34 protein-coding genes are annotated in these 22666 nt (G+C 67.0%); all 34 read left to right on the forward strand.

The genetic code is table 11. The annotated features are described in order from the left end of the window. Nucleotides 1–99: 99 nt before the first annotated feature. Nucleotides 100–2226 (forward strand): S41 family peptidase, encoded by a 2127-nt coding sequence (locus ACGF0J_RS00125; protein ID WP_393140681.1) that lies wholly within the window; start codon nt 100–102, stop codon nt 2224–2226. Between the two features lie 503 nt (nt 2227–2729). Beyond that, nucleotides 2730–3104, forward strand: coding sequence for a 30S ribosomal protein S12 (gene rpsL, locus ACGF0J_RS00130; RefSeq protein WP_020542315.1), 375 nt, complete (start codon nt 2730–2732; stop codon nt 3102–3104). 2 nt (nt 3105–3106) lie between these two features. After that, nucleotides 3107–3577 carry a 30S ribosomal protein S7 gene (gene rpsG, locus ACGF0J_RS00135; protein ID WP_020542314.1) on the forward strand — a complete coding sequence of 157 codons (471 nt, stop codon included), beginning with the start codon at nt 3107–3109 and terminating at the stop codon, nt 3575–3577. Nucleotides 3578–3667: 90 nt separating this feature from the next. Then, nucleotides 3668–5716 (forward strand): elongation factor G, encoded by a 2049-nt coding sequence (fusA, locus tag ACGF0J_RS00140; RefSeq protein WP_393141814.1) that lies wholly within the window; start codon nt 3668–3670, stop codon nt 5714–5716. A 161-nt stretch (nt 5717–5877) separates the two neighbouring features. Continuing rightward, nucleotides 5878–7071 (forward strand): elongation factor Tu, encoded by a 1194-nt coding sequence (gene tuf, locus ACGF0J_RS00145; protein WP_393140683.1) that lies wholly within the window; start codon nt 5878–5880, stop codon nt 7069–7071. A gap of 271 nt (nt 7072–7342) precedes the next feature. After that, entirely contained in the window at nt 7343–7651 is a 309-nt protein-coding gene (rpsJ, locus tag ACGF0J_RS00150) for a 30S ribosomal protein S10 (RefSeq protein ID WP_012887830.1), read from the forward strand. 14 nt (nt 7652–7665) lie between these two features. Further along, entirely contained in the window at nt 7666–8319 is a 654-nt protein-coding gene (rplC, locus tag ACGF0J_RS00155; RefSeq protein WP_393140685.1) for a 50S ribosomal protein L3, read from the forward strand. After that, nucleotides 8316–8978, forward strand: a complete 663-nt coding sequence (gene rplD / locus ACGF0J_RS00160; protein ID WP_393140687.1) for a 50S ribosomal protein L4 — start codon at nt 8316–8318, stop codon at nt 8976–8978. The genes rplC and rplD overlap by 4 nt, the downstream gene beginning before the upstream one ends. Before the next feature lie 5 nt (nt 8979–8983). Next, nucleotides 8984–9286 (forward strand): 50S ribosomal protein L23, encoded by a 303-nt coding sequence (gene rplW / locus ACGF0J_RS00165; RefSeq protein ID WP_219601697.1) that lies wholly within the window; start codon nt 8984–8986, stop codon nt 9284–9286. A gap of 105 nt (nt 9287–9391) precedes the next feature. Next, on the forward strand, nt 9392–10228 hold the full coding sequence (rplB, locus tag ACGF0J_RS00170) for a 50S ribosomal protein L2 (RefSeq protein ID WP_101783543.1): 837 nt from the start codon (nt 9392–9394) through the stop codon (nt 10226–10228). Between the two features lie 11 nt (nt 10229–10239). Continuing rightward, a complete protein-coding gene (rpsS, locus tag ACGF0J_RS00175; protein WP_127939591.1) occupies nt 10240–10518 on the forward strand; it encodes a 30S ribosomal protein S19 in 279 nt (92 codons plus the stop codon). 28 nt (nt 10519–10546) lie between these two features. After that, a complete protein-coding gene (gene rplV / locus ACGF0J_RS00180; protein WP_175587900.1) occupies nt 10547–10900 on the forward strand; it encodes a 50S ribosomal protein L22 in 354 nt (117 codons plus the stop codon). After that, nucleotides 10900–11742: a 30S ribosomal protein S3 gene (gene rpsC, locus ACGF0J_RS00185; RefSeq protein WP_393140689.1), complete on the forward strand. Its 843-nt coding sequence runs from the start codon at nt 10900–10902 to the stop codon at nt 11740–11742. The genes rplV and rpsC overlap by 1 nt, the downstream gene beginning before the upstream one ends. A 2-nt stretch (nt 11743–11744) precedes the next feature. Then, nucleotides 11745–12164: a 50S ribosomal protein L16 gene (gene rplP, locus ACGF0J_RS00190; protein WP_393140691.1), complete on the forward strand. Its 420-nt coding sequence runs from the start codon at nt 11745–11747 to the stop codon at nt 12162–12164. Beyond that, nucleotides 12164–12400, forward strand: coding sequence for a 50S ribosomal protein L29 (gene rpmC / locus ACGF0J_RS00195; RefSeq protein WP_080047279.1), 237 nt, complete (start codon nt 12164–12166; stop codon nt 12398–12400). The genes rplP and rpmC overlap by 1 nt, the downstream gene beginning before the upstream one ends. Further along, nucleotides 12393–12698, forward strand: a complete 306-nt coding sequence (rpsQ, locus tag ACGF0J_RS00200; RefSeq protein WP_101783548.1) for a 30S ribosomal protein S17 — start codon at nt 12393–12395, stop codon at nt 12696–12698. Before rpmC ends, rpsQ begins: the two co-directional genes overlap by 8 nt. A 188-nt stretch (nt 12699–12886) precedes the next feature. Next, nucleotides 12887–13258 (forward strand): 50S ribosomal protein L14, encoded by a 372-nt coding sequence (gene rplN / locus ACGF0J_RS00205; protein ID WP_026214151.1) that lies wholly within the window; start codon nt 12887–12889, stop codon nt 13256–13258. Further along, nucleotides 13258–13560, forward strand: a complete 303-nt coding sequence (rplX, locus tag ACGF0J_RS00210) for a 50S ribosomal protein L24 (protein ID WP_393140693.1) — start codon at nt 13258–13260, stop codon at nt 13558–13560. Before rplN ends, rplX begins: the two co-directional genes overlap by 1 nt. Beyond that, nucleotides 13560–14135: a 50S ribosomal protein L5 gene (rplE, locus tag ACGF0J_RS00215; RefSeq protein ID WP_101783550.1), complete on the forward strand. Its 576-nt coding sequence runs from the start codon at nt 13560–13562 to the stop codon at nt 14133–14135. The genes rplX and rplE overlap by 1 nt, the downstream gene beginning before the upstream one ends. A gap of 2 nt (nt 14136–14137) precedes the next feature. Then, complete coding sequence (locus ACGF0J_RS00220) at nt 14138–14323, forward strand: type Z 30S ribosomal protein S14 (protein ID WP_020542298.1); 186 nt, start codon at nt 14138–14140, stop codon at nt 14321–14323. A gap of 190 nt (nt 14324–14513) precedes the next feature. Further along, complete coding sequence (gene rpsH, locus ACGF0J_RS00225; RefSeq protein WP_080043229.1) at nt 14514–14912, forward strand: 30S ribosomal protein S8; 399 nt, start codon at nt 14514–14516, stop codon at nt 14910–14912. Nucleotides 14913–14928: 16 nt separating this feature from the next. After that, a complete protein-coding gene (gene rplF, locus ACGF0J_RS00230) occupies nt 14929–15471 on the forward strand; it encodes a 50S ribosomal protein L6 (protein ID WP_393140695.1) in 543 nt (180 codons plus the stop codon). A gap of 2 nt (nt 15472–15473) precedes the next feature. Continuing rightward, nucleotides 15474–15857 (forward strand): 50S ribosomal protein L18, encoded by a 384-nt coding sequence (rplR, locus tag ACGF0J_RS00235; protein ID WP_101783552.1) that lies wholly within the window; start codon nt 15474–15476, stop codon nt 15855–15857. A gap of 25 nt (nt 15858–15882) precedes the next feature. Beyond that, entirely contained in the window at nt 15883–16512 is a 630-nt protein-coding gene (gene rpsE, locus ACGF0J_RS00240) for a 30S ribosomal protein S5 (RefSeq protein ID WP_091090115.1), read from the forward strand. Nucleotides 16513–16514: 2 nt separating this feature from the next. After that, the gene (gene rpmD, locus ACGF0J_RS00245) at nt 16515–16697 is read left to right on the forward strand and encodes a 50S ribosomal protein L30 (RefSeq protein ID WP_020542293.1); all 183 of its coding nucleotides are present in this window, start codon (nt 16515–16517) and stop codon (nt 16695–16697) included. 2 nt (nt 16698–16699) lie between these two features. Continuing rightward, the gene (gene rplO, locus ACGF0J_RS00250) at nt 16700–17155 is read left to right on the forward strand and encodes a 50S ribosomal protein L15 (protein ID WP_393140697.1); all 456 of its coding nucleotides are present in this window, start codon (nt 16700–16702) and stop codon (nt 17153–17155) included. 171 nt (nt 17156–17326) lie between these two features. Further along, nucleotides 17327–18637, forward strand: coding sequence for a preprotein translocase subunit SecY (gene secY / locus ACGF0J_RS00255; protein WP_393140699.1), 1311 nt, complete (start codon nt 17327–17329; stop codon nt 18635–18637). Further along, the gene (locus tag ACGF0J_RS00260) at nt 18637–19287 is read left to right on the forward strand and encodes an adenylate kinase (RefSeq protein WP_393140701.1); all 651 of its coding nucleotides are present in this window, start codon (nt 18637–18639) and stop codon (nt 19285–19287) included. Before secY ends, ACGF0J_RS00260 begins: the two co-directional genes overlap by 1 nt. 111 nt (nt 19288–19398) lie before the next feature. Then, complete coding sequence (gene map / locus ACGF0J_RS00265) at nt 19399–20208, forward strand: type I methionyl aminopeptidase (protein WP_393140703.1); 810 nt, start codon at nt 19399–19401, stop codon at nt 20206–20208. Nucleotides 20209–20223: 15 nt separating this feature from the next. After that, nucleotides 20224–20655 carry a DUF1707 domain-containing protein gene (locus tag ACGF0J_RS00270; RefSeq protein ID WP_393140705.1) on the forward strand — a complete coding sequence of 144 codons (432 nt, stop codon included), beginning with the start codon at nt 20224–20226 and terminating at the stop codon, nt 20653–20655. Nucleotides 20656–20755: 100 nt separating this feature from the next. Beyond that, on the forward strand, nt 20756–21169 hold the full coding sequence (locus ACGF0J_RS00275) for a hypothetical protein (RefSeq protein WP_393140707.1): 414 nt from the start codon (nt 20756–20758) through the stop codon (nt 21167–21169). Nucleotides 21170–21670: 501 nt separating this feature from the next. Continuing rightward, entirely contained in the window at nt 21671–21892 is a 222-nt protein-coding gene (infA, locus tag ACGF0J_RS00280) for a translation initiation factor IF-1 (RefSeq protein ID WP_012887858.1), read from the forward strand. A 24-nt stretch (nt 21893–21916) separates the two neighbouring features. Beyond that, entirely contained in the window at nt 21917–22030 is a 114-nt protein-coding gene (gene rpmJ, locus ACGF0J_RS00285) for a 50S ribosomal protein L36 (protein ID WP_003956441.1), read from the forward strand. A gap of 235 nt (nt 22031–22265) precedes the next feature. After that, nucleotides 22266–22646 carry a 30S ribosomal protein S13 gene (gene rpsM / locus ACGF0J_RS00290; protein ID WP_080043219.1) on the forward strand — a complete coding sequence of 127 codons (381 nt, stop codon included), beginning with the start codon at nt 22266–22268 and terminating at the stop codon, nt 22644–22646. Nucleotides 22647–22666: the final 20 nt, after the last annotated feature.

Here is a 22666-nt window from a genome sequence, read left to right on the forward strand (position 1 = left end):
AGGGCAGAGAGGACACATGGTGAAACTCGTAGAGGTCGTTTGCCGCCGGCACCCGATCCGTCACCACCATCACGGCGAGCCCGTTCCCGCGGAGTGCTCATGAGCCGGGCCGACGCGGCGCGCGCGCTCGCGACCGTCTGGGGGGCCGTACGGCACTTCCACCCCGGCGTGTTCGGCCGGGAGGCCGCCTGGGACGAGGCGCTGGCCGAGACGCTGCGAAAGCACTGGGCCGGCGGCGCGGCTCTCGACGGCCGAGCCGCCATCGAGCACCTGCTGGGCCTGCTGGACGACCCGTGCACCGCGGTGGTGAGCGAGCCGGGCTCCCGCGACGTGACGGACCCGGAACGGCCGCCCGCGCTTCGCCGGCTGGACGACGGGACGTGCGTGCTCGCGACCGCGGAGTTCAGGAAGGTGCCGCCGGGCGGGGAACTCTTCAGCGTGCTCCACGGCATGATCAGCGAGGGGCTCCGGGCGCCGCGGCTGGTGATCGACCTGCGGGGCACCACTCGCCTGTTCCAGTTCTCCGCGTTGCCGTACCTGCTGGGGCACTTCATCGGAGAGGAGACGCCACTCGCGATGACCCGCAGCCGGCAGTCCCTCGGGCTGCGGCCCGAGGCCGGCGAGAACATCACCGAGCACCGTGACGGGCTCCTGACCGCGGTCGGCGGGAGCCTCCGCCCGCAGCCGGGCCCCCCTTCGGACATCCCGCTGGCACTGGTGGTCGGGGACGCCAACGAGCCCGGTTACGCCCACGCGCTGGCCCTGCGGCAGGCCGGTCGCGCTCGGCTGGTCCACGCCGCGGGGCCGGCCGCCCAGGCGCCGGGTACGGTGCTCGCCCTGCCCGAGGGGACCCGGGTCCGGGTGCGCACACACGAGTACGTCGGCCTGGACGGCGGGCCGGATCTGCTGGCCGACCCGGCTGACGGGATCTCCGCGGCGGTCCGGACACTGATGTCCGCCCCACCCGCCCCCTCGGCGTTGCCGACGTGGGGACTCCCGCCGGGCCCGGCCGCTCCGGACACCGCCTTCCCGGAGCGTGAGTACCGGCTGCTCGGCCTGATGAAACTGTGGTGCGCCGCGCGCTGGTTCTTCCCCTATCACGAGTTGTGCGACCGTCCCTGGGACGAGGCGTTCGCCGCGGCGCTCCCGCTGTTCGAGGAGGCCCGTGACGAGCGGGACTACGCACGCGCGACAGGCGTGCTCACGACCTGGCTGCACGACTCGCACGCCCAGGTGATGAGTCCCGCGTGGCTCGAGTCCCTGGGCGGCCCGACCGGGATCGACGCGATGGTGCGGCTGGTGGAAGGGCGCACCGTCGTCGTGCAGAGCTCGCAACCGGAGTTGGCCGTCGGGGATGTGGTCACTGTCGTCGACGGCACGCCCTGCGCGGAACGGCGGGCGTTCCTCGGCCGGTACCTGTCGGCCTCGACTCCGCAGGCCCTGGAGAACGCGGTGGACTCCCTGCTGTTGACCGGCCCGGCGGAAAGCACGGCCACACTGGTGATCGAGCGGGCCGGGCAGGCGCCGTCGACCGTCGTGATCCCCCGGACACCGCCGAAGCAGCTCACGTACCGCTCACACCTGCCGGTCTTCGGAGAGCTCACGGAAGGTGTCGGCTACATCGACCTCGTCAGGCTCGCCGCCAGCCAGGCGGAGCAGGCGTTCGAGGAAGTGGAGCGGCTTCCCGGCCTCGTCATCGATCTGCGGGGCTATCCGGGCAACGCCGGTCCGCAACTCGCCTCACGCCTGACGGGCCGCCGTGTCCCGTACGCCCGCCATGCCTATCCGGCCCCGGACTCGCCGGGCCATACCTCGGACGTGGTCCGTGATCGGCTCTTCCACATCGAACCGGCCGACCCCGGCCGCTCGTACGAAGGCCGCGTCGCCGTACTCGTGGACGAGTCCACCATCAGTCAGGGAGAGGTCGTGTGCCTCATGATTCTCGGCGCGGCGCAGGGCCGGGCGCGCGTCTTCGGCACCGCCACGAGCGGGGCCGTGGGCAACGTCACCGACGTCCGGCTCCCCGGGCAGAGCGTCGTCATGTTCAGCGGCTTCTCGGTACGCCACCCGGACGGCGGCACCGTGCAGCGGAAGGGGATCGTCCCCGACACGGTGGTCCCGCTCACGCTCTCCGCGGTGCGCGCCGGGCGGGACGAGACGCTCCAGGCGGCCATGGCCCACCTGCGTCCCAGCCCTGAGGACCCGCTGCGCCCCATGCCGGCCTGACCATCGGCTGCCCGGGGTCGCCACGCGTGGGCGGCGTCGTTCCCGACGGAGTGAAGGATCGTCGGGAACATCGGCGCGACGGTGCGAACGTCGCTCGCGCTCGGAGCCTCGGCGACCTCGGCAGTCTCACGAACCGGTCACAGATCACCCCCCTGTCCCGATATCATGGGTACGGAGCCGTGGCCGGGCACTGACGAAAACAGTCTCGGCGTCCCGGAGTGGCAAGCCGTGTACGCTTTACCGCGCCGCTTTGACGTGTCGCAGAGGCCTGGGTAGTCTTGTGCTTCGTGCCCGTCGTAAGCGGGCCCTCGGTCGTGCGCTCCTTACGGGCGTAGGACGGCTTCCTCGCTCGTAAACTCCGCGGGACGTCTGCGTGAACAGCGCGACACGCCCGAGCGCGGGGGCACCGAGTCGAGAAAAACCAGCAGGTCATGACACCGGCAGTACCTGCGAAACGCACCACAACTGACGTAACACCGGCCAAGGCACGAAACGGAGTGGCAGTGCCCACTATTCAGCAGTTGGTCCGCAAGGGCCGGCAGGACAAGGTCTCCAAGACCAAGACTCCTGCCCTCAAGGGGAGTCCGCAGCGGCGCGGCGTGTGCCAGCGCGTCTACACCACCACCCCCAAGAAGCCCAACTCGGCACTGCGCAAGGTGGCCCGTGTCCGGCTCACCAACGGCATCGAGGTCACGGCTTACATCCCCGGTGTGGGCCACAACCTGCAGGAGCACTCCATCGTGCTCGTGCGTGGCGGTCGTGTGAAGGACCTGCCGGGTGTTCGCTACAAGATCATCCGTGGCTCGCTGGACACCCAGGGTGTCCGCAACCGCAAGCAGGCCCGTAGCCGTTACGGCGCGAAGAAGGAGAAGAGCTAACTATGCCTCGCAAGGGTTCTCCTGGCCGTCGTCAGCTCATGGCTGACCCGGTTTACAGCTCGCCGCTGGTGACCGCCCTGATCAACAAGGTGCTCCTGGACGGCAAGCGCTCCATCGCGCAGTCGATCGTCTACGGCGCCCTCGAGGGCTGCAGGGAGAAGACGGGCAACGACCCCGTCGTCACCCTCAAGCGCGCGCTCGACAACGTCAAGCCGACCCTCGAGGTTCGCAGCCGTCGTGTCGGTGGCGCGACCTACCAGGTGCCAGTCGAGGTGCGCGCCGCGCGCAGCACCACCCTGGCCCTGCGCTGGCTGGTGCAGTACTCCCGCGCCCGCCGCGAGAAGACCATGACCGAGCGCCTCATGAACGAGCTCCTGGACGCCAGCAACGGCCTCGGGGCGAGTGTCAAGAAGCGTGAGGACACCCACAAGATGGCCGAGTCCAACAAGGCCTTCGCCCACTACCGCTGGTAACCCCGGCGGGTTCGACGAGACGACGAGGACGCGAGAGAAGTGGCCACCACGACCGCTCTTGACCTGGCCAAGGTCCGCAACATCGGGATCATGGCCCATATCGACGCGGGCAAGACCACCACGACCGAGCGCATCCTGTTCTACACCGGCATCAACTACAAGATCGGTGAAGTCCACGAGGGCGCTGCCACGATGGACTGGATGGAGCAGGAGCAGGAGCGCGGCATCACGATTACGTCGGCCGCGACGACCTGTGAGTGGGCCGGTCACACCATCAACATCATCGACACGCCCGGCCACGTCGACTTCACCATCGAGGTGGAGCGCTCGCTCCGCGTCCTCGACGGTGCCGTCGCCGTGTTCGACGGTGTCGCGGGTGTCGAACCGCAGTCGGAGACGGTGTGGCGCCAGGCTGACCGCTACGACGTGCCCCGCATCTGCTTCGTGAACAAGATGGACCGGGTCGGCGCGGAGTTCCACCGCTGCGTCGACATGATGGTCAGCCGCCTGGGCGCGACCCCGGCGGTCATCCAGCTGCCGCTGGGCGTCGAGTCCGACTTCAAGGGCGTCATCGACCTGATCCAGATGAAGGCCTTCGTCTGGAGCGCCGAGGCGGCCAAGGGCGAGATGTACGACACCGTCGACATCCCGGCCGACCACGCCGAGGCCGCTCGCGAGTGGCGCGACAGGCTGGTCGAGACCGTCGCCGAGAACGACGACGAGCTGATGGAGCTCTTCCTGGAGGGCACCGAGCCCACCGAGGAGCAGCTGGTCGCGGCCCTGCGCCGCGCCACGCTGGCCAGCGCCGTCAACCCGGTCCTGTGCGGCACCGCGTTCAAGAACAAGGGCGTGCAGCCCCTGCTCGACGCGATCGTCGCCTACCTCCCCGCGCCGACCGACATCCCGGCCTTCAAGGGTCACGCGGTCGGCAACGAGGAGCAGGTGGTCGAGCGGCACGCGGACCCGACCGAGCCGTTCTCCGCCCTGGCCTTCAAGATCGCCAGCGACCCGCACCTGGGCAAGATCACCTACATCCGCATCTACTCGGGCACGCTCGAGTCCGGCTCGCAGGTCGTCAACTCTGTGAAGGGCCGCAAGGAGCGGATCGGCAAGATCTACCAGATGCACGCCAACAAGCGCGAGGAGCGCCCGTCGGCGATCGCCGGTCAGATCGTGGCCGTGATGGGTCTGAAGGACACCACCACCGGTGACACCCTGTCCGACCCGGCCCACCAGGTCGTGCTCGAGTCGATGACGTTCCCGGCCCCGGTCATCAACGTCGCCATCGAGCCCAAGACCAAGGGCGACCAGGAGAAGCTGTCGACCGCGATCCAGCGGCTGGCCGAGGAGGACCCGTCCTTCCAGGTCCGCCGTGACGAGGAGACCGGCCAGACGGTCATCTGGGGCATGGGCGAGCTTCACCTCGAGATCCTCGTGGACCGCATGCGGCGCGAGTTCAAGGTCGAGGCCAACGTCGGCCGTCCGCAGGTCGCCTACCGCGAGACCATCCGCCGTAAGGTGGAGAAGATCGACTACACCCACAAGAAGCAGACCGGTGGTTCCGGTCAGTTCGCGCGGGTCATCATCAACCTCGAACCGCTGGGCGACGGCAACGACGGCTACGAGTTCGAGAACAAGGTCACGGGTGGCCGTGTCCCGAGGGAGTACATCCCCTCGGTCGACGCGGGCGCCCAGGAGGCTGCCGAGTTCGGCGTGCTGGCCGGCTACCCGATGGTGGGCGTGAAGGTGACGCTGACCGACGGTGCGGCGCACGACGTCGACTCCTCCGAGATGGCCTTCAAGATCGCCGGCTCGATGGCCTTCAAGGAGGCCGCGCGCAAGGCTGACGCTGTGCTCCTCGAGCCGATGATGGCCGTTGAGGTCACCACGCCCGAGGATTACATGGGAGACGTCATCGGTGACCTCAACGGTCGCCGCGGGCAGATCCAGGCGATGGACGAGCGGGCCGGTGCCCGTGTCGTCAACGCGCTCGTGCCGCTGTCTGAGATGTTCGGTTACGTGAATGACCTGCGTAGCAATACGCAGGGGCGCGCGAGCTTCAGCATGCAGTTCGACTCCTACGCTGAGGTGCCTCCGGGCATCGCCAAGGAGATCGTCGCGAAGGCCCGGGGCGAATAGTCTCGGGACCCCATGGCCGGACGCCGGGAGACCGGCGGCCGGCCGCCAATGGGGCCTCGGCCCCTGGCTGGGTGGTGTGAGCCGCCCGGCCGTCCAGGGATTCGGGATTACCCGGGCCCGAGTGTGTAGACGAAAGTCAGAGATTCTCAAGGAGAGAACCAGTGGCCAAGGCCAAGTTCGAGCGGACCAAGCCGCACATGAACATCGGCACCATTGGGCACATCGACCACGGCAAGACCACGCTGACCGCGGCGATCACCAAGGTGCTTCACGACCGTTTCCCGGAGCTGAACAAGGCTACGCCGTTCGACAAGATCGACAAGGCGCCCGAGGAGAAGGCTCGCGGTATCACGATCTCCATCGCGCACGTCGAGTACCAGACCGAGAAGCGCCACTACGCCCATGTGGACTGCCCCGGTCACGCTGACTACGTGAAGAACATGATCACCGGTGCCGCCCAGATGGACGGCGCGATCCTCGTGGTCGCCGCCACCGACGGCCCGATGCCGCAGACGAAGGAGCACGTCCTCCTGGCCCGCCAGGTCGGCGTCCCCTACATCGTCGTGGCGCTCAACAAGTCCGACATGGTGGACGACGAGGAGATCCTGGAGCTCGTCGAGCTCGAGGTCCGCGAGCTCCTGTCCGCTCAGGAGTTCCCCGGCGACGACCTGCCGGTCGTCCGCGTCTCCGCGCTCAAGGCTCTTGAGGGCGACGAGAAGTGGGCCGACAGCATCATCGAGCTGATGAACGCCGTCGACGAGAGCGTGCCCGAGCCGCCGCGTGAGACGGAGAAGCCGTTCCTCATGCCGGTCGAGGACGTCTTCTCGATCACCGGTCGCGGCACCGTCGTCACCGGCCGTATCGAGCGCGGCATCGTCAAGGTCAACGAGCAGGTCGACATCATCGGCATCAAGCCCGAGAAGACGACCACCACCGTCACCAGCATCGAGATGTTCAACAAGATGCTCGACGAGGGTCACGCGGGCGACAACGCCGCCCTGCTGCTCCGCGGCATCAAGCGCGACGACGTCGAGCGCGGCCAGTGCATCATCAAGCCGGGCACGACCACCCCGCACACCGAGTTCGAGGGCCAGGTCTACATCCTGTCCAAGGACGAGGGCGGCCGCCACACGCCGTTCTTCAACAACTACCGCCCGCAGTTCTACTTCCGTACGACTGACGTGACCGGTGTCGTGCACCTCCCCGAGGGCACCGAGATGGTCATGCCGGGCGACAACACCGAGATGCGCGTTGAGCTGATCCAGCCCATCGCCATGGAGGAAGGCCTCAAGTTCGCGATCCGTGAGGGTGGCCGCACCGTCGGCGCCGGTCGGGTCACGAAGATCATCAAGTAGCACGATCGCGGGGTGGCGGTCGGCCCCGGAGACAGGGCCGGCCGCCACACCACGAGGGGAGGGAGCTCCGGCTCCCGCCCCGGCTCCACGGCCAAAGCCGTGATCTCGCAGTCGCTTCGGACGTGACCGAAGTAACTGCCGGATCACGGAAGAAAAGGCAGATCGACTGCGTCTGCTACGTGGAGCCTCGCGGGCTCGCGCCCGCAGCACTACAGCGGCAACAGGCCGCACGATACTTTTTCAGACGACAGCGAAGGACACCGAGGCCACTATGGCGGGACAGAAGATCCGCATTCGGCTCAAGGCCTATGACCACGAGGTCATCGACAGCTCGGCCAAGAAGATCGTCGAGACGGTGACGCGGACTGGCGCGAAGGTCGCGGGCCCGGTGCCGCTGCCGACCGAGAAGAACGTGTACTGCGTCATCCGCTCGCCGCACAAGTACAAGGACAGCCGCGAGCACTTCGAGATGCGCACGCACAAGCGGCTGATTGACATCATCGACCCGACGCCCAAGACCGTCGACTCGCTCATGCGGCTCGACCTCCCCGCGGGCGTCGACATTTCGATCAAGCTCTGAGGGATCACACTGACATGGCTAAGACGATCAAGGGCGTCCTGGGCAAGAAGCTCGGCATGACCCAGGTCTTCGACGCGGACAACCGGATGGTTCCGGTCACCGTGGTCGAGGCCGGTCCGTGTGTGGTGACCCGCGTCCGCACGGCAGAGAAGGACGGCTACTCCGCGGTCCAGCTCGGCTACGGGCAGGTCGACCCCCGGAAGGTCAACAAGCCGCTCGGCGACTACCTGCGCAAGCACGACATCACCCCGCGCCGTTACTTCGCGGAGATCCGCACCGACGACGCGAGCGACTACACCCTGGGCCAGGAGCTGCTGGCCGACACCTTCGAGGCCGGCCAGTTCGTCGACGTGACGGGCAAGAGCAAGGGCAAGGGCTTCGCCGGTGTCATGAAGCGGCACGGCTTCGGTGGTCTGGGCGCGTCGCACGGTACGCAGCGCAAGCACCGCTCGCCGGGTTCCATCGGTGGCTGCGCCACCCCGGGCCGCGTTTTCAAGGGTCTGCGCATGGCCGGTCGGATGGGTAACGTCCGCACCACCGTGCAGAGCCTCAAGGTTCACTCCGTTGACGCCGAGAAGGGCCTCATCCTGATCAAGGGTGCGATCCCCGGTGCCAACGGCAGCCTGGTCCTCGTCCGCACCGCTGCCAAGAAGGGGGCTGCCAAGTGACCACCATTGACGTCCTCGACGCCAGCGGCGCCAAGACCGGCACCGTCGACCTGCCCGAAGACATCTTCGGCGCCAAGGTCAACGTTCCCCTCATCCACCAGGTCGTCGTGGCCCAGCTCGCCGCTCGCCGGCAGGGCACCCACAAGGCCAAGACCCGTGGTGAGGTTCGAGGCGGCGGCAAGAAGCCGTACCGTCAGAAGGGCACCGGCCGCGCCCGTCAGGGTTCGACCCGCGCCCCGCAGTTCGCCGGCGGTGGCGTCGTCCACGGCCCGGTCCCGCGTGACTACTCGCAGCGCACCCCCAAGAAGATGAAGGCCGCCGCCCTGCGCGGTGCCCTCTCCGACCGGGCCGGCAGCGGTCGCGTGCACGTGGTGAGCAGCCTGGTCACCGGCGAGACGCCGAAGACGCAGGCCGCGCTGCAGGCCCTTCGCAAGATCACTCAGGCTCGGACCGTGCTCGTCGTGGTCGACGAGGCCGACGAGCTGACCTGGATGAGCCTGCGTAACGCTCCCGAGGTCCACCTGCTGGACGCGGGGCAGCTCAACACCTACGACGTGCTCGTCCACGACGACGTGGTCTTCACCCAGGAGGCGTACGACCAGGTCGTGGCGCGTCTGTCGGCGGGGTCGGCCGAGCAGAGTGAGAAGGAAGACGCCTGATGAGCATGGAGAGGGTCGTCGACCCGCGCGACATCATCATCAAGCCCGTCGTCTCCGAGAAGAGCTACGGCCTGATCGATGAGAACAACAAGTACACGTTCCTGGTGAAGAAGACCGCGAACAAGACCCAGGTCAAGATCGCTGTTGAGCAGATCTTCGGGGTCAAGGTCACCAGCGTGAACACCATCAACCGGCAGGGCAAGCGCAAGCGCACCCGCACCGGCTTCGGCAAGCGTCCCGACACCAAGCGCGCGATCGTGAGCCTGGTCGAGGGCGATCGGATCGACATCTTCGGTCAGATCGGCTGACAGCCACAGATGTAAAGCGGGCCGCATGGTCCGTAGCGGGCAGAGACCGTCGCACTTCGGTGCGGCGGGCTCACCCATGTAACCGACGAAGGATGAACGAAAAAGATGGGCATCCGTAAGTACAAGCCGACGACTCCGGGTCGCCGTGGCTCGAGTGTCTCGGACTTCTCCGAGATCACGCGCAGCACGCCCGAGAAGTCGCTGCTTGCGCCCCTTCACAACAAGGGCGGCCGCAACGTACACGGCCGGGTCACCGCGCGCCACCAGGGCGGCGGTCACAAGCGCGCCTACCGGATCATCGACTTCCGGAGGCATGACAAGGACGGCATCCCGGCGAAGGTCGCTCACATCGAGTACGACCCCAACCGCACCGCCAACATCGCTCTGCTGCACTACGCCGACGGCGAGAAGCGCTACATCATCGCGCCGACCGGCCTCAAGCAGGGCGACCGCATCGAGAACGGCCCCGCGGCCGACATCAAGCCGGGCAACTGCCTGCCGCTGCGCAACATCCCGACCGGTACCTTCATCCACGCGGTGGAGCTCCGTCCGGGCGGCGGCGCCAAGCTCGGCCGCTCCGCGGGCGCCCAGATCCAGCTGCTCGCGAAGGAAGGCCAGTACGCCACGCTGCGTATGCCGTCCGGCGAAATGCGCATGGTCGACGTGCGCTGCCGGGCTTCGGTCGGCCAGGTCGGCAACGCCGAGCAGGCCAACATCAACTGGGGCAAGGCCGGCCGCATGAGGTGGAAGGGCAAGCGCCCGACCGTCCGCGGTGTCGCGATGAACCCCGTCGACCACCCGCACGGTGGTGGTGAGGGCAAGACCTCCGGTGGTCGTCACCCGGTCAACCCCAAGGGCAAGCCGGAGGGCCGTACCCGCCAGGCGAACAAGGCCAGCGACCGGCTGATCATCCGACGTCGGAGCAAGAGGAAGAAGCGGTAGGAGCAGCCGAAATGCCACGTAGCCTTAAGAAGGGTCCCTTCGTGGACGACCACCTCGCCAAGAAGGTGGACGCCCAGAACGAGAAGGGCACCAAGAACGTCATCAAGACGTGGTCGCGGCGCTCCATGATCGTGCCTGACATGCTCGGGCACACGATCGCCGTTCACGATGGCCGCAAGCACGTCCCGGTGTTCATCACCGAGTCGATGATCGGCCACAAGCTGGGAGAGTTCGCCCCGACGCGCACCTTCCGCAGCCACGTCAAGGAAGACCGCCGCAGCCGGCGATAGCAGCCTTCAGAAGTAAGAGGAGTAAGCGATGGAAGCCAGGGCTCAGGCGCGGTTCGTCCGCGTCACGCCCCAGAAGGCCCGCCGCGTGGTGGACCTTATTCGCGGGCTGCCCGCTTCGGAGGCGCAGGCCGTGCTGCAGTTCGCTCCCCAGACGGCGAGCGAGCCGATCTACAAGGTGCTCTCCAGCGCCATGGCGAACGCAGAGCACAATTTCGATCTCGACCCTCAGACGCTGGTCGTCAGCCGCGCGTGGGTCGACGAGGGCCCGACGCTGAAGCGGTTCCGTCCGCGTGCCCAGGGTCGTGCCTATCGGATCAACAAGCGGACGAGCCACATCACCGTGATCGTGGAGTCCCGCGAGCCGAAGGGAAGGACCCGATAGTGGGCCAGAAGGTTAACCCGCACGGGTTCCGCCTCGGCATCACGACCGACTTCAAGAGCCGGTGGTACGCCGACAAGCTGTACAAGTCGTACGTCGCCGAGGACGTGGCGATCCGTCGCATGCTGCAGAAGGGCATGGAGCGGGCCGGCATCTCCAAGGTGGAGATCGAGCGCACGACCGACCGCGTCCAGGTCGACATCCACACCGCGCGTCCGGGCATCGTCATCGGCCGCCGCGGCGCGGAGGCCGACCGCATCCGCGGCGACCTGGAGAAGCTGACCAAGAAGCAGGTCCAGCTCAACATCCTCGAGGTGAAGAACCCCGAGATCGACGCCCAGCTCGTCGCGCAGGGTGTCGCCGAGCAGCTCTCCAGCCGCGTGTCGTTCCGGCGTGCCATGCGCAAGGCCATGCAGTCGGCCATGAAGAGCGGCGCCAAGGGCATCCGGGTGCAGTGCTCGGGTCGTCTGGGCGGCGCCGAGATGTCGAGGTCGGAGTTCTACCGCGAGGGCCGCGTGCCGCTGCACACCCTCCGCGCGGACATCGACTACGGCTTCTACGAGGCCCGCACCACCTTCGGCCGCATCGGCGTGAAGGTGTGGATCTACAAGGGTGAGGCCGCGACCAGCCGCGCCGAGCGTGAGGCGGCCGCCGCCGGTGCTCGCGCCGGCCAGCGTCGCGAGCGTGACGACCGTAGGGGTGGCGGCGACCGTCCCCGTCGCGGTGGCGCCGGTGGCGCCCGCCGTGGTGGCGGCCGCGGCGACCGCGCCCCCAGGACCGAGGCGGCCGCGCAGGCCGCCCCCGAGACCGGCCCGGCTGCGCAGCCGGGTGCTGAAGGGAGCTGACCATGCTGATCCCGCGCAGGGTCAAGCACCGCAAGCAGCACCGGCCTGACCGCAGCGGAGCCGCCAAGGGCGGCACGAGGGTCGTGTTCGGCGAATTCGGCATCCAGGCGCTTGAGCACTCGTACGTGACCAACCGCCAGATCGAGTCCGCCCGAATCGCGATGACCCGTCACATCCGCCGTGGCGGCAAGGTGTGGATCAACATCTACCCCGACCGTCCGCTCACCAAGAAGCCTGCCGAGACCCGCATGGGTTCCGGTAAGGGTTCGCCCGAGTGGTGGATCGCCAACGTCAAGCCCGGACGCGTGATGTTCGAGCTGTCCGGCGTGGCGGAGCCGATCGCGCGCGAGGCGCTTCAGCGCGCGATCCACAAGCTGCCGATGAAGTGCAAGATCGTTAAGCGTGAAATGGGTGAGGCGTGATGGCTAAGGGCCTGACCGCCGGCGAGCTGCGAGTGGAGGACCAGGACACCCTGGTCCAGAAGCTGAAGGAAGCCAAGGAGGAACTGTTCAACCTCCGCTTCCAGGCGGCGACCGGTCAGTTGGAGAGCCACGGGCGGCTGCGTGCTGTCCGCCGCGAGATCGCCCGTATCTACACCGTGATGCGCGAGCGTGAGCTCGGCATCGTCACGGTCGAGAAGGAGACGAGCGATGGCTGAGACCGAGACCACCGAGACCACCCAGGCCGCTGAGGAGACCGCCGAAGGGCGTCACTTCCGCAAGGTCCGCGAGGGCCTGGTCGTCAGCGACAAGATGGACAAGACCGTCGTCGTCGCCGTCGAGGACCGGGTGAAGCACCGGCTGTACGGCAAGGTCATCCGCCGTACGACCAAGTACAAGGCGCACGACGAGTCCAACGCCTGCGGCGTGGGCGACCGTGTGCTTCTGATGGAGACTCGGCCGCTGTCGGCCACCAAGCGGTGGCGGGTCGTCGAGATCCTCGAGAAGGCCAAGTAACCCTTCTCGGATATACCGCGCCTCGTGGGGGGTGGAGACACCCCCCATGACGGTGTCCAAGGACGTGAGACCCCTCGCGTCGCCTGCGGTGCGGCCCCCTTCGGGGGCTGTGGCCGGAGGACCAAGACAACAGCAGGTTCCGCCAGGCTCACGTGAGTGAGAACCGGCGCGACTAACAGGAGTAGAACGTGATCCAACAGGAGTCGCGGCTCAAGGTCGCCGACAACACGGGTGCCAAGGAGATTCTCTGCATCCGTGTTCTCGGTGGCTCGGGCCGACGCTACGCCGGTATCGGCGACGTCATCGTCGCCACTGTCAAGGACGCGCTGCCCGGCAGCACGGGCGTCAAGAAGGGCGATGTGGTCAAGGCCGTCATCGTCCGCACGGTCAAGGAGCGCCGCCGGCCCGACGGCTCCTACATCCGTTTCGACGAGAACGCCGCCGTCATCATCAAGGACAGCGGTGACCCTCGCGGCACCCGTATCTTCGGCCCGGTCGGCCGTGAGCTGCGTGACAAGAAGTTCATGCGCATCATCTCGCTCGCGCCGGAGGTGCTGTGATGTCGAAGCTGCACGTGAAGAAGGGTGACCTGGTCCAGGTCATCGCCGGCAAGAACAAGGGCGCCAAGGGTCGCGTGATCGCCACCCACCCCGCCGACGAGCGTGTGGTGGTCGAGGGCGTCAACATGATCACCAAGCATGGCAAGGAGACCCACCAGGGTCCGCGCGGCGCCAAGACGGGCGGCGTGCAGACCATGGAGGGCCCCATCCATGTGAGCAACGTGAAGAAGCTCAAGGACGACAAGCCCGCCGACAAGAAGGCCGACGAGAAGAAGGCCGACGAGACGGGTGAGGACAGCTGATGACCGCCACGACCACAGAGACCGAGCGTCCGACGCCGCGCCTCAAGACGAAGTACCGCGAGGAGATCGCGGCCCAGCTTCGTGAGCAGTTCGGCATCGAGAACGTCATGCAGATCCCCGGCCTGGTGAAGATCAAGGTCAACATGGGTGTCGGCGAGGCGGCTCGTGACTCCAAGCTCATCGAGGGCGCCGTTCGCGACCTGACCGTGATCACGGGGCAGAAGCCGGCCGTCGTCCGCGCCCGCAAGTCCATCGCCCAGTTCAAGCTGCGCGAGGGCATGCCGATCGGTGCGCACGTGACGCTCCGCGGCGACCGCATGTGGGAGTTCCTCGACAGGCTGCTGTCGCTGGCGCTGCCCCGCATCAGGGACTTCCGCGGCCTGTCGCCCAAGCAGTTCGACGGCAACGGCAACTACACCTTCGGTCTGACCGAGCAGGTCATGTTCCACGAGGTCGACCAGGACAAGGTGGACCGGCCGCGAGGCATGGACATCACGATCGTGACCACCGCGAAGAACGACGACCAGGGCCGGGCGCTGCTGAAGCTCCTCGGGTTCCCCTTCAAGGAGGCCTGATCATGGCGAAGAAGTCGCTGATCGCCAAGGCGGGGCGCAAGCAGAAGTTCGAGGTCCGGGCCTACACGCGGTGCTCCCGCTGTGGCCGGCCGCGTGCCGTCTACCGGAAGTTCGGCCTGTGCCGCGTGTGCTTCCGTGAGATGGCGCACCGGGGCGAGCTGCCTGGCATCACCAAGTCCAGCTGGTAGCTAGTCTTGGGGGCGGCGGCCACGTCGCCCCCAAGCGGTCGCTGCTCAGCGGGCCGTACATATTCACTGTCAAACCCAGGGTGCTCCGACGCGGAGCGCCCACGACCGCGCCGAAGGTCCACCGGCAGAGCAGTGCTCAGGCACTGGAAGCTTGGCCGACTGGAAACCGCGGCGAGGAAGGCCACTGGCCATGACGATGACCGACCCGATCGCAGACATGCTCACGCGTCTGCGCAACGCGAATTCGGCGTACCACGACAGCGTGTCGATGCCGTACTCCAAGATCAAGGCGCACATCGCCGAGATCCTCCAGCAGGAGGGTTACATCCAGGCTTGGACCGTCGAGGACGCCAAGGTTGGCAAGAACCTCGTGGTGGAGCTCAAGTTCGGGCCGACCCGTGAGCGGTCGCTGTCGGGCCTGCGCCGGGTGTCGAAGCCCGGTCTGCGGGTCTATGCGAAGAAGGACAACCTGCCCCGCGTCCTGGGAGGGCTGGGCGTCGCGATCATCTCGACGTCCCACGGTCTCATGACGGACAAGCAGGCCGGCAAGCGTGGTGTGGGCGGGGAAGTCCTCGCCTACGTCTGGTAGAGGGGAGGAACACAGCATGTCGCGAATCGGACGGCTGCCCATCCCTGTGCCCAACGGCGTAGACATCACGATCAACGGCCGCGATGTCCAGGTCAAGGGCCCGAAGGGCACGCTTTCTCACACGGTCGCCGAGCCCATCACGGTGGCTCGGGACGACGACGGCTCCATCGCCGTCACCCGCCCCAACGACGAGAACAAGGTCCGTGCGCTGCACGGCCTGTCCAGGACGCTCATCGCCAACATGGTGCAGGGCGTCACCCAGGGCTACTCCAAGACCCTGGAGATCGTCGGTGTCGGTTACCGCGTCCAGGCCAAGGGCCCGACGCAGCTGGAGTTCGCGCTGGGCTTCAGTCACCCGGTCATCGTGGACGCCCCCGAGGGCGTCTCCTTCCGCGTCGAGAAGCCGACCCTGTTCCACGTGGACGGCATCGACAAGCAGAAGGTCGGCGAGGTCGCGGCCAACATCCGCAAGCTGCGCAAGCCCGACCCGTACAAGGGCAAGGGCGTGCGCTACCAGGGCGAACAGATCCGCCGCAAGGTCGGAAAGGCTGGTAAGTAGGCATGGCTCCGAAGACTGCGTTCAGCAAGCACACGGCTGCCCGCACCGTCTCGCGGGCCCGCCGTCACCGCCGCGTCCGCAAGAACGTCGTCGGCACGACCGCGCGTCCGCGTCTGGTCGTCAACCGTTCGACCCGTCACATGTTCGTCCAGATCGTGGACGACACCGTCGGCCACACGCTGGTCAGCGCGTCCACCATGGACCCCGCGCTGCGCTCGCTCGAGGCCGACAAGACGGAGAAGGCCAAGAAGGTCGGCGAGCTCCTCGCTCAGCGGGCCAAGGAAGCCGGGATCACGGCGGTCGTCTTCGACCGCGGTGGCAACCGCTACGCCGGTCGCATCGCGGCTCTGGCGGACAGCGCCCGCGAAGGCGGGCTCGAGTTCTGATGGCAACTGAGAAGAGGAACCACTGATGGCTGCAGCTCCGCGTCGCGGTGGCGGCACCGGTGGCGAGCGGCGGGACCGTCGTGACGATCGCCGCGGTGGCGCCGCCGACAAGGGCGTCTCGTACATCGAGCGCGTAGTGAAGATCAACCGAGTGGCCAAGGTCGTGAAGGGTGGTCGTCGCTTCAGCTTCACCGCCCTCGTCGTCGTCGGTGACGGCAACGGCCTGGTCGGCGTCGGCTACGGCAAGGCCAAGGAAGTGCCCGCGGCCATCGCCAAGGGCGTCGAAGAGGCGAAGAAGCACTTCTTCAAGGTGCCTCGCATCCAGGGCACGATCCCGCACACCGTGCAGGGCGAGGAGGCGGCCGGTGTCGTCTTCCTGCGTCCGGCCTCGGCCGGTACCGGCGTCATCGCCGGTGGCCCGGTGCGCGCGGTCCTGGAGTGCGCCGGCATCCACGACGTGCTCTCCAAGTCGCTGGGCTCCGACAACCCGATCAACATCGTGCACGCCACCGTGGCGGCTCTGAAGGGCCTTTCCCGGCCCGAGGAGATCGCCGCCCGCCGTGGCCTGCCGATCGAGGACGTCGCGCCGGCCCGGATGCTCAAGGCTCAGCGCGAGGGCCTCGCCGAGGCCGCCGCGGCGAAGGCGGTGAGCTAGTCATGGCACGCCTGAAGATCACTCAGGTTCGCTCGAAGATCGGTGGCAAGCAGAACCAGCGTGACTCGCTGCGTTCGCTTGGCCTGAAGCGAATCGGCGATGTCGTCGTCAAGGAGGACCGTCCCGAGATTCGCGGGATGGTCGCCGTGGTGACGCACCTCGTCGAGGTGGAAGAGGTCGACTAGTCATGACTGACAAGGCTCCGCTCAAGATTCACGACCTGCGTCCCGCCCCCGGCGCCAACAAGGCCAAGATCCGTAAGGGTCGCGGCGAGGCGTCCAAGGGCAAGACGGCCGGTCGCGGCACCAAGGGCACCAGGGCGCGCACCGGGGTCCACCTCGGGTTCGAGGGTGGCCAGGTGCCGCTGCAGAGGCGTCTGCCGAAGCTCAAGGGCTTCTCGAACGCGCTGTTCAAGACGACCTACCAGGTCGTCAACCTGGACAGGCTCGGCGAGCTGTTCCCCGAGGGTGGCGACGTCACCGTCGAGACGCTGGTCGCCAAGGGTGCTGTTCGCAAGAACCAGCTCGTCAAGGTGCTGGGCACCGGCGAGATCTCCGTCGCGGTCAACGTGCAGGCGCACGCCTTCTCGGCCGCCGCGAAGGAGAAGATCGCCGCTGCTGGTGGCTCCGTTACCGAGCTGTAGTTTCGCTATGACGAGGCGTGGAGGCCCTGACAATGGGCCTCCACGCCCGTAGTGCGTTAGAGTTCGCGAGACGGCAGGATTCTGTCCTGCTCGTTTGTACCTGAGACTTCAGATGGCAGATCCCCGCTCCATCGCATACTCACATCGCCGTAAAGGCGCGCAGGAGGGACCGTGCTGACCGCGTTTACCCGGGCGTTCCGGACGCCGGACCTGCGCAACAAGTTGCTCTTCACTCTGGGCATCATCGCGCTGTTCCGCCTTGGCTCGGTTCTTCCGACTCCAGGCGTTCACGTCGAAAATCTCGCCGCCTGTTACGACCAGGCCCGCACCGGCGAAGCCGGCAACATTTACGGGATGGTGCAGCTCTTCAGCGGCGGCGCGCTGCTGAAGCTGTCGATCTTCGCGCTCGGCATCATGCCGTACATCACCGCGAGCATCATCCTGCAGTTGCTCGTCGTCGTGATCCCACGTCTTGAGGCGCTGAAGAAGGAGGGGCAGTCGGGTCAGGCCAAGATCACGCAGTACACGCGTTATCTGACGATCGGCCTCGGTGTCCTGCAGTCCACCGCCTTCATCGCGCTCGCGCGTTCCGGTCAGCTTTTCCCCGACTGTCAGCAGAGCGTGCTGATCAACCCCGACGACGTCTTCCAGATCGTCACGATGGTCATCATCATGACCGCCGGCACCTCGGTGATCATGTGGCTGGGTGAGCTCATCACCGACCGTGGCGTCGGCAACGGCATGTCGATCCTGATCTTCACCTCCGTCGTCTCGATCTTCCCGTCCGAGCTGGCCAACATCTTCCAGGCCAACAAGTTCACCTTCGCCGTGGTCATGGTGGTCGGCATCTTCATGATCGGCGCCGTGGTCTTCGTGGAGCAGGCGCAGCGCCGCATCCCGGTGCAGTACGCCAAGCGGATGGTCGGCCGCAGGATGTACGGCGGCACGTCCACCTACATCCCGCTGAAGGTCAACCAGGCCGGCATCATCCCGGTCATCTTCGCCTCGTCGCTGCTCTACCTGCCGCAGTTGGTGACCTCGTTGTTCGCCAACGCCGAGAACCCCAACGCCGTCGTGCAGTGGATCTCGCAGAACCTCGCCACGGGCGACACGCCGATCTACATGATCACGTTCTTCGTGTTGATCGTGTTCTTCACGTACTTCTACGTGTCCATCACGTTCAACCCCCCTGAAGTGGCCGACAACATGAAGAAGTACGGTGGGTTCATTCCGGGCATCCGTCCGGGCCGGCCGACGGCTGAATACCTCAACTTCGTGCTCACCCGTCTCACCGCGCCCGGCGCGCTCTATCTGGGGCTGATCTCCATGGTCCCGATCGTGGCGCTGTCGGTGGCCGGTGCGAGCCAGAACTTCCCGTTCGGAGGGACGAGCATTCTGATCATGGTTGGTGTCGGCCTGGACACGGTCAAGCAGATCGAGAGCCAGCTGCAGCAGCGTAACTACGAAGGTTTCCTGCGGTAGTGCGTCTCGTTCTGGTCGGGCCCCCCGGAGCGGGAAAGGGGACACAGGCCCAGTACATCGCATCCAACCTGTCCATCCCGAAGATCTCGACAGGTGACATCTTCCGTGCCAACGTCTCTGGCGGCACGGAGCTCGGCAAGTTGGCCAAGACCTACATGGACCGCGGCGACCTGGTGCCCGACGAGGTCACCATCGCCATGGTCCGTGACCGCCTCTCGGAGGACGACGCGCAGGACGGCTTCCTGCTCGACGGCTTCCCGCGCAACGTGCCGCAGGCCGAGATCCTGCGCGACATGCTCAAGGACTGGGGCCAGGCCCTCGACCTGGTGCTCGAACTCGTCGTCGACGACGACGAGGTGGTCAGGCGACTGGCCGGGCGGCGCACCTGCAGCCAGTGCGGCCGCATCTGGCACGTCGAGTTCGACGACAAGCAGGACGACCTGTGCGACGCCTGCGGCGGCTCGCTGTTCCAGCGTGACGACGACAAGGAAGAGACCATCCGGCACCGCCTGGAGGTCTACCAGGAGCAGACGGCCCCGCTCGTCGCCTACTACGCCGACGAGGGCATTCTGGTCGGGGTGGACGCGACGGGGCCGGTCGAGGAGGTCACCCAGCGGGCGATGGAGGCCATCCGGCCGTTCATGGGTTAGCTGGAAGAACCGACTGTCCGAGGTGGCACGAGTTTTCGTGCCACCTCGCGGCTATTGTGGGGGAATTGGGCTCCCGCGTCCGCCCGTTGCATACCCTGGGGGTGCCGAGACGTGTTCAAGAAGAACAGGCATGGAATTCAGATCAAGACGGCCGAGCAGCTCGACAAGATGCGCGCTGCCGGCCTTGTCGTCGGGCGCACGCTGGACCTGCTGAGGCGCGTGGTCGAGCCCGGCATGACGCCGCTCGACCTCGACGTCATCGCCGAGAAGGCCATCAGGGACGAGGGAGCCATCCCGTCGTTCAAGGGCTACCAGGGATTCCCGGCCACGATCTGCGCCTCCGTCAACGACGAGGTGGTCCACGGCATCCCGACGAACGCCCGCAAGCTTCGCGAGGGCGACATCATCTCCATCGACTGCGGCGCCATCCTCGACGGGTGGCACGGCGACTCCGCGGTGACGGTGCCCGTCGGCGAGGTCGATCCCAAGCTCACCGAGCTGATGCGGGTCACCGAGGAGGCCATGTGGCGGGGCATCGCCGCCCTCGCGGCCGGTCGGCGGCTGTCCGACATCGGCCACGAGATCGAGAAGTACGTCCGGTCGCAGGGCCGTTACGGCATCCCGCCGGAGTACGGCGGCCACGGCATCGGCACCGAGATGCACATGGAACCGTGGATCGCCAACCACGGCCGTCCTGGCCGGGGTCCCTCCCTGGAGGAGGGCATGTGCCTGGCCATCGAGCCCATGGTCAACCTGGGCACCGAGCGGACGCGCGTGCTGGCCGACGACTGGACGGTCGTGACGATCGACGGTAAGCAGTCCGCGCACTTCGAGCACAGCGTCGCCGTGACACATAATGGACCTTGGGTGCTGACCGCCCTGGACGGCGGCGCGGAGCGCCTGGCCCAACTGCATAACTAGCCGGGGAGGGTGGGCATGTCGCAGAGCCCCGAGATGCGAGCCTCCGACGTCGAGCGCGACCGGGTCGCCGCCGTGCTCCGGGAGCACACCGCGGTGGGGCGCCTCACCATGGACGAGTTCAACGAACGGCTGGAACTGCTCTACAAGAGCAAGACGCGGGGCGAGCTGGCCCGGCTGACCGCCGACCTGCCGGACGTGGACCTGAGCCAGCGCCAGGTGGCCAAGGTGTCGGAGACGTCCGTCGAGAAGAAGCAGCACGCCGGCATGCGCGCCGCCTGGGGCGCCTGGGCGATGGCCAGCTCCATCAACTGGATCATCTGGCTGATCATCAGCGTCTCCTCCGGCGACATGATCTACCCCTGGCCGCTGTGGGTGATGGGGCCGTGGGGCGTCATCCTGCTCGTGAGCAGCATCTTCGGCGGCGACGAGGACAAGAAGAAGTCCTGAGTGTGCACTAGTGCATTCTGCGCATTCCTCCACAGAACGCGGCGGCGAATCTTCCTAACGTGAGCGGTGTCCGAACAGACACCCCTCATCGGAGGAAGACATGCGTAAGCTCATCGCCACCGCCGCCCTCGCCGGCTCCGCGGTCACCGGCCTCGCGCTCACCGCCCCCGCCGCTCAGGCCGCCACCGCCCCCGCCGTCGCCATCTCCCAGGCGGCGCCGGTGCACAAGTGGGGCAAGTTCTACTCGGCCGGGCACAAGGCCCACACCTACGGCTACACCTGGAAGTCGAAGGGCAAGGTCCACACCAAGTGGTACGGCAAGGAGTTCACGAAGCGGGCCGGCTGGGTCTGGTTCCGGTACGAGCTCCACGGCGGTGGCGGCGGCAAGTTCGCCCTGAAGTGGGACGGCTCGCACACCGGCGCCTGGTCCAAGAAGGGCATCAAGAAGCTCTACACCTACACCTGCTGGGGCGGGAAGTTCACCGCGTGCGGCAAGGTGTACCGCATCTACTGATCTCCACGGACCGCCACGCGGGCTGCTGACGTCCGCGCGGGATGACGACGTCCGGCCGAGCCCGCCGCCTCGCACTGCCGGCTCCTACGAGCCGCGGGGCAGCCACACGGGGGCGCAGTGCGGAGATCATTGGGAAGCGGCCGTGACGGCACGGCACACAGGGACGACGCGACAGGCCCGCCGGGAAGCCCGGCGGGCCTTCCGCCCGCGCCCCGCCGTCCGGCAGCCGTTGACCGGAGGGAAGCCGTTGACCGGGGGAAGCCGGGAAGGGCGGACGGGCGTGGGTACGCGGCGGATGCGGTAAACTGATTCGTGGTTGTGTCAGGACACCTGGCACGCATTTCGCGTTTTAGGCTCAGGTGTCGTACACTCCTTAGTCGGCTCACTATGACCATCGCGCGTCGGCGGTCTTTGCCGGTCGCCGCTCTCTTCGAAGTGCGAGGTCGCGGCTGCTTAGTGAACCGGAGCCTCAGACGATCGATCAGTGAAACGCGAGGGATTTTGGCCAAAAAAGACGGCGCCATCGAGATCGAGGGCACTGTGGTCGAGTCGCTCCCGAACGCCATGTTCCGGGTGCAGCTCGACAACGGCCATAAGGTCCTGGCCCACATCAGCGGACGGATGCGGATGCACTACATCCGGATTCTGCCTGACGACCGGGTGGTCGTGGAACTGAGCCCCTACGACCTCAGTCGTGGGCGGATCGTCTACCGATACAAGTAAGACGTCTGAGGAACACGAAGGACAATGAAGGTAAAGCCGAGCGTCAAGAAGATCTGCGACAAGTGCAAGGTGATCCGCCGGCACGGTCGCGTCATGGTGATCTGCGACAACCTGCGCCACAAGCAGCGCCAGGGCTAGTCGCCGCAAGGCTCCTCCGAGTCCGCCCCAGCAGGGAGCGGGCTCGACGCATGCGGAGCCGCAGTCAGTAATAGCGCGTCACACCTGAGCAGGCGGCGTCACCGGGTTCCGGCCCGGGGGCAGCGGGCCGTACCACTCAGGAGACCCCCGGTCGGAGGCCGGGGCCCTCACCCCGGGCATGGGGAGGGGTAGTGAGGCGCAAGACCTCCGCCACACCGAAGGAGAATGCCCGACCATGGCCCGCCTGGTTGGCGTCGACCTCCCCCGCGAGAAGCGGCTGGAGATCGCTCTCACCTACATCTACGGAATCGGCCGCACCCGCGCCAAGGAGATCCTTGAGGCGACGGGCGTCAGCGGCGACCTGCGCGTGCACCAGCTCAGCGACACCGAGCTCGTCCCGATGCGTGACTACATCGAGGCGAACTTCAAGATCGAGGGTGACCTGCGCCGCGAGGTTCAGGCCGACATCCGTCGCAAGATCGAGATCGGTTGCTACCAGGGCATCCGGCACCGTAAGGGCCTGCCCGTCCACGGCCAGCGCACGCAGACCAACGCGCGCACCCGCAAGGGCAAGAAGAAGACCGTGGCCGGCAAGAAGAAGCCCGGTAAGAAGTAGTCCGCGCAGCCGCGAGACCG

It is taken from the genome of Nonomuraea sp. NPDC047897 (genome assembly GCF_043204415.1).
In the GTDB taxonomy this organism is placed as follows: Bacteria; Actinomycetota; Actinomycetes; order Streptosporangiales; family Streptosporangiaceae; genus Nonomuraea.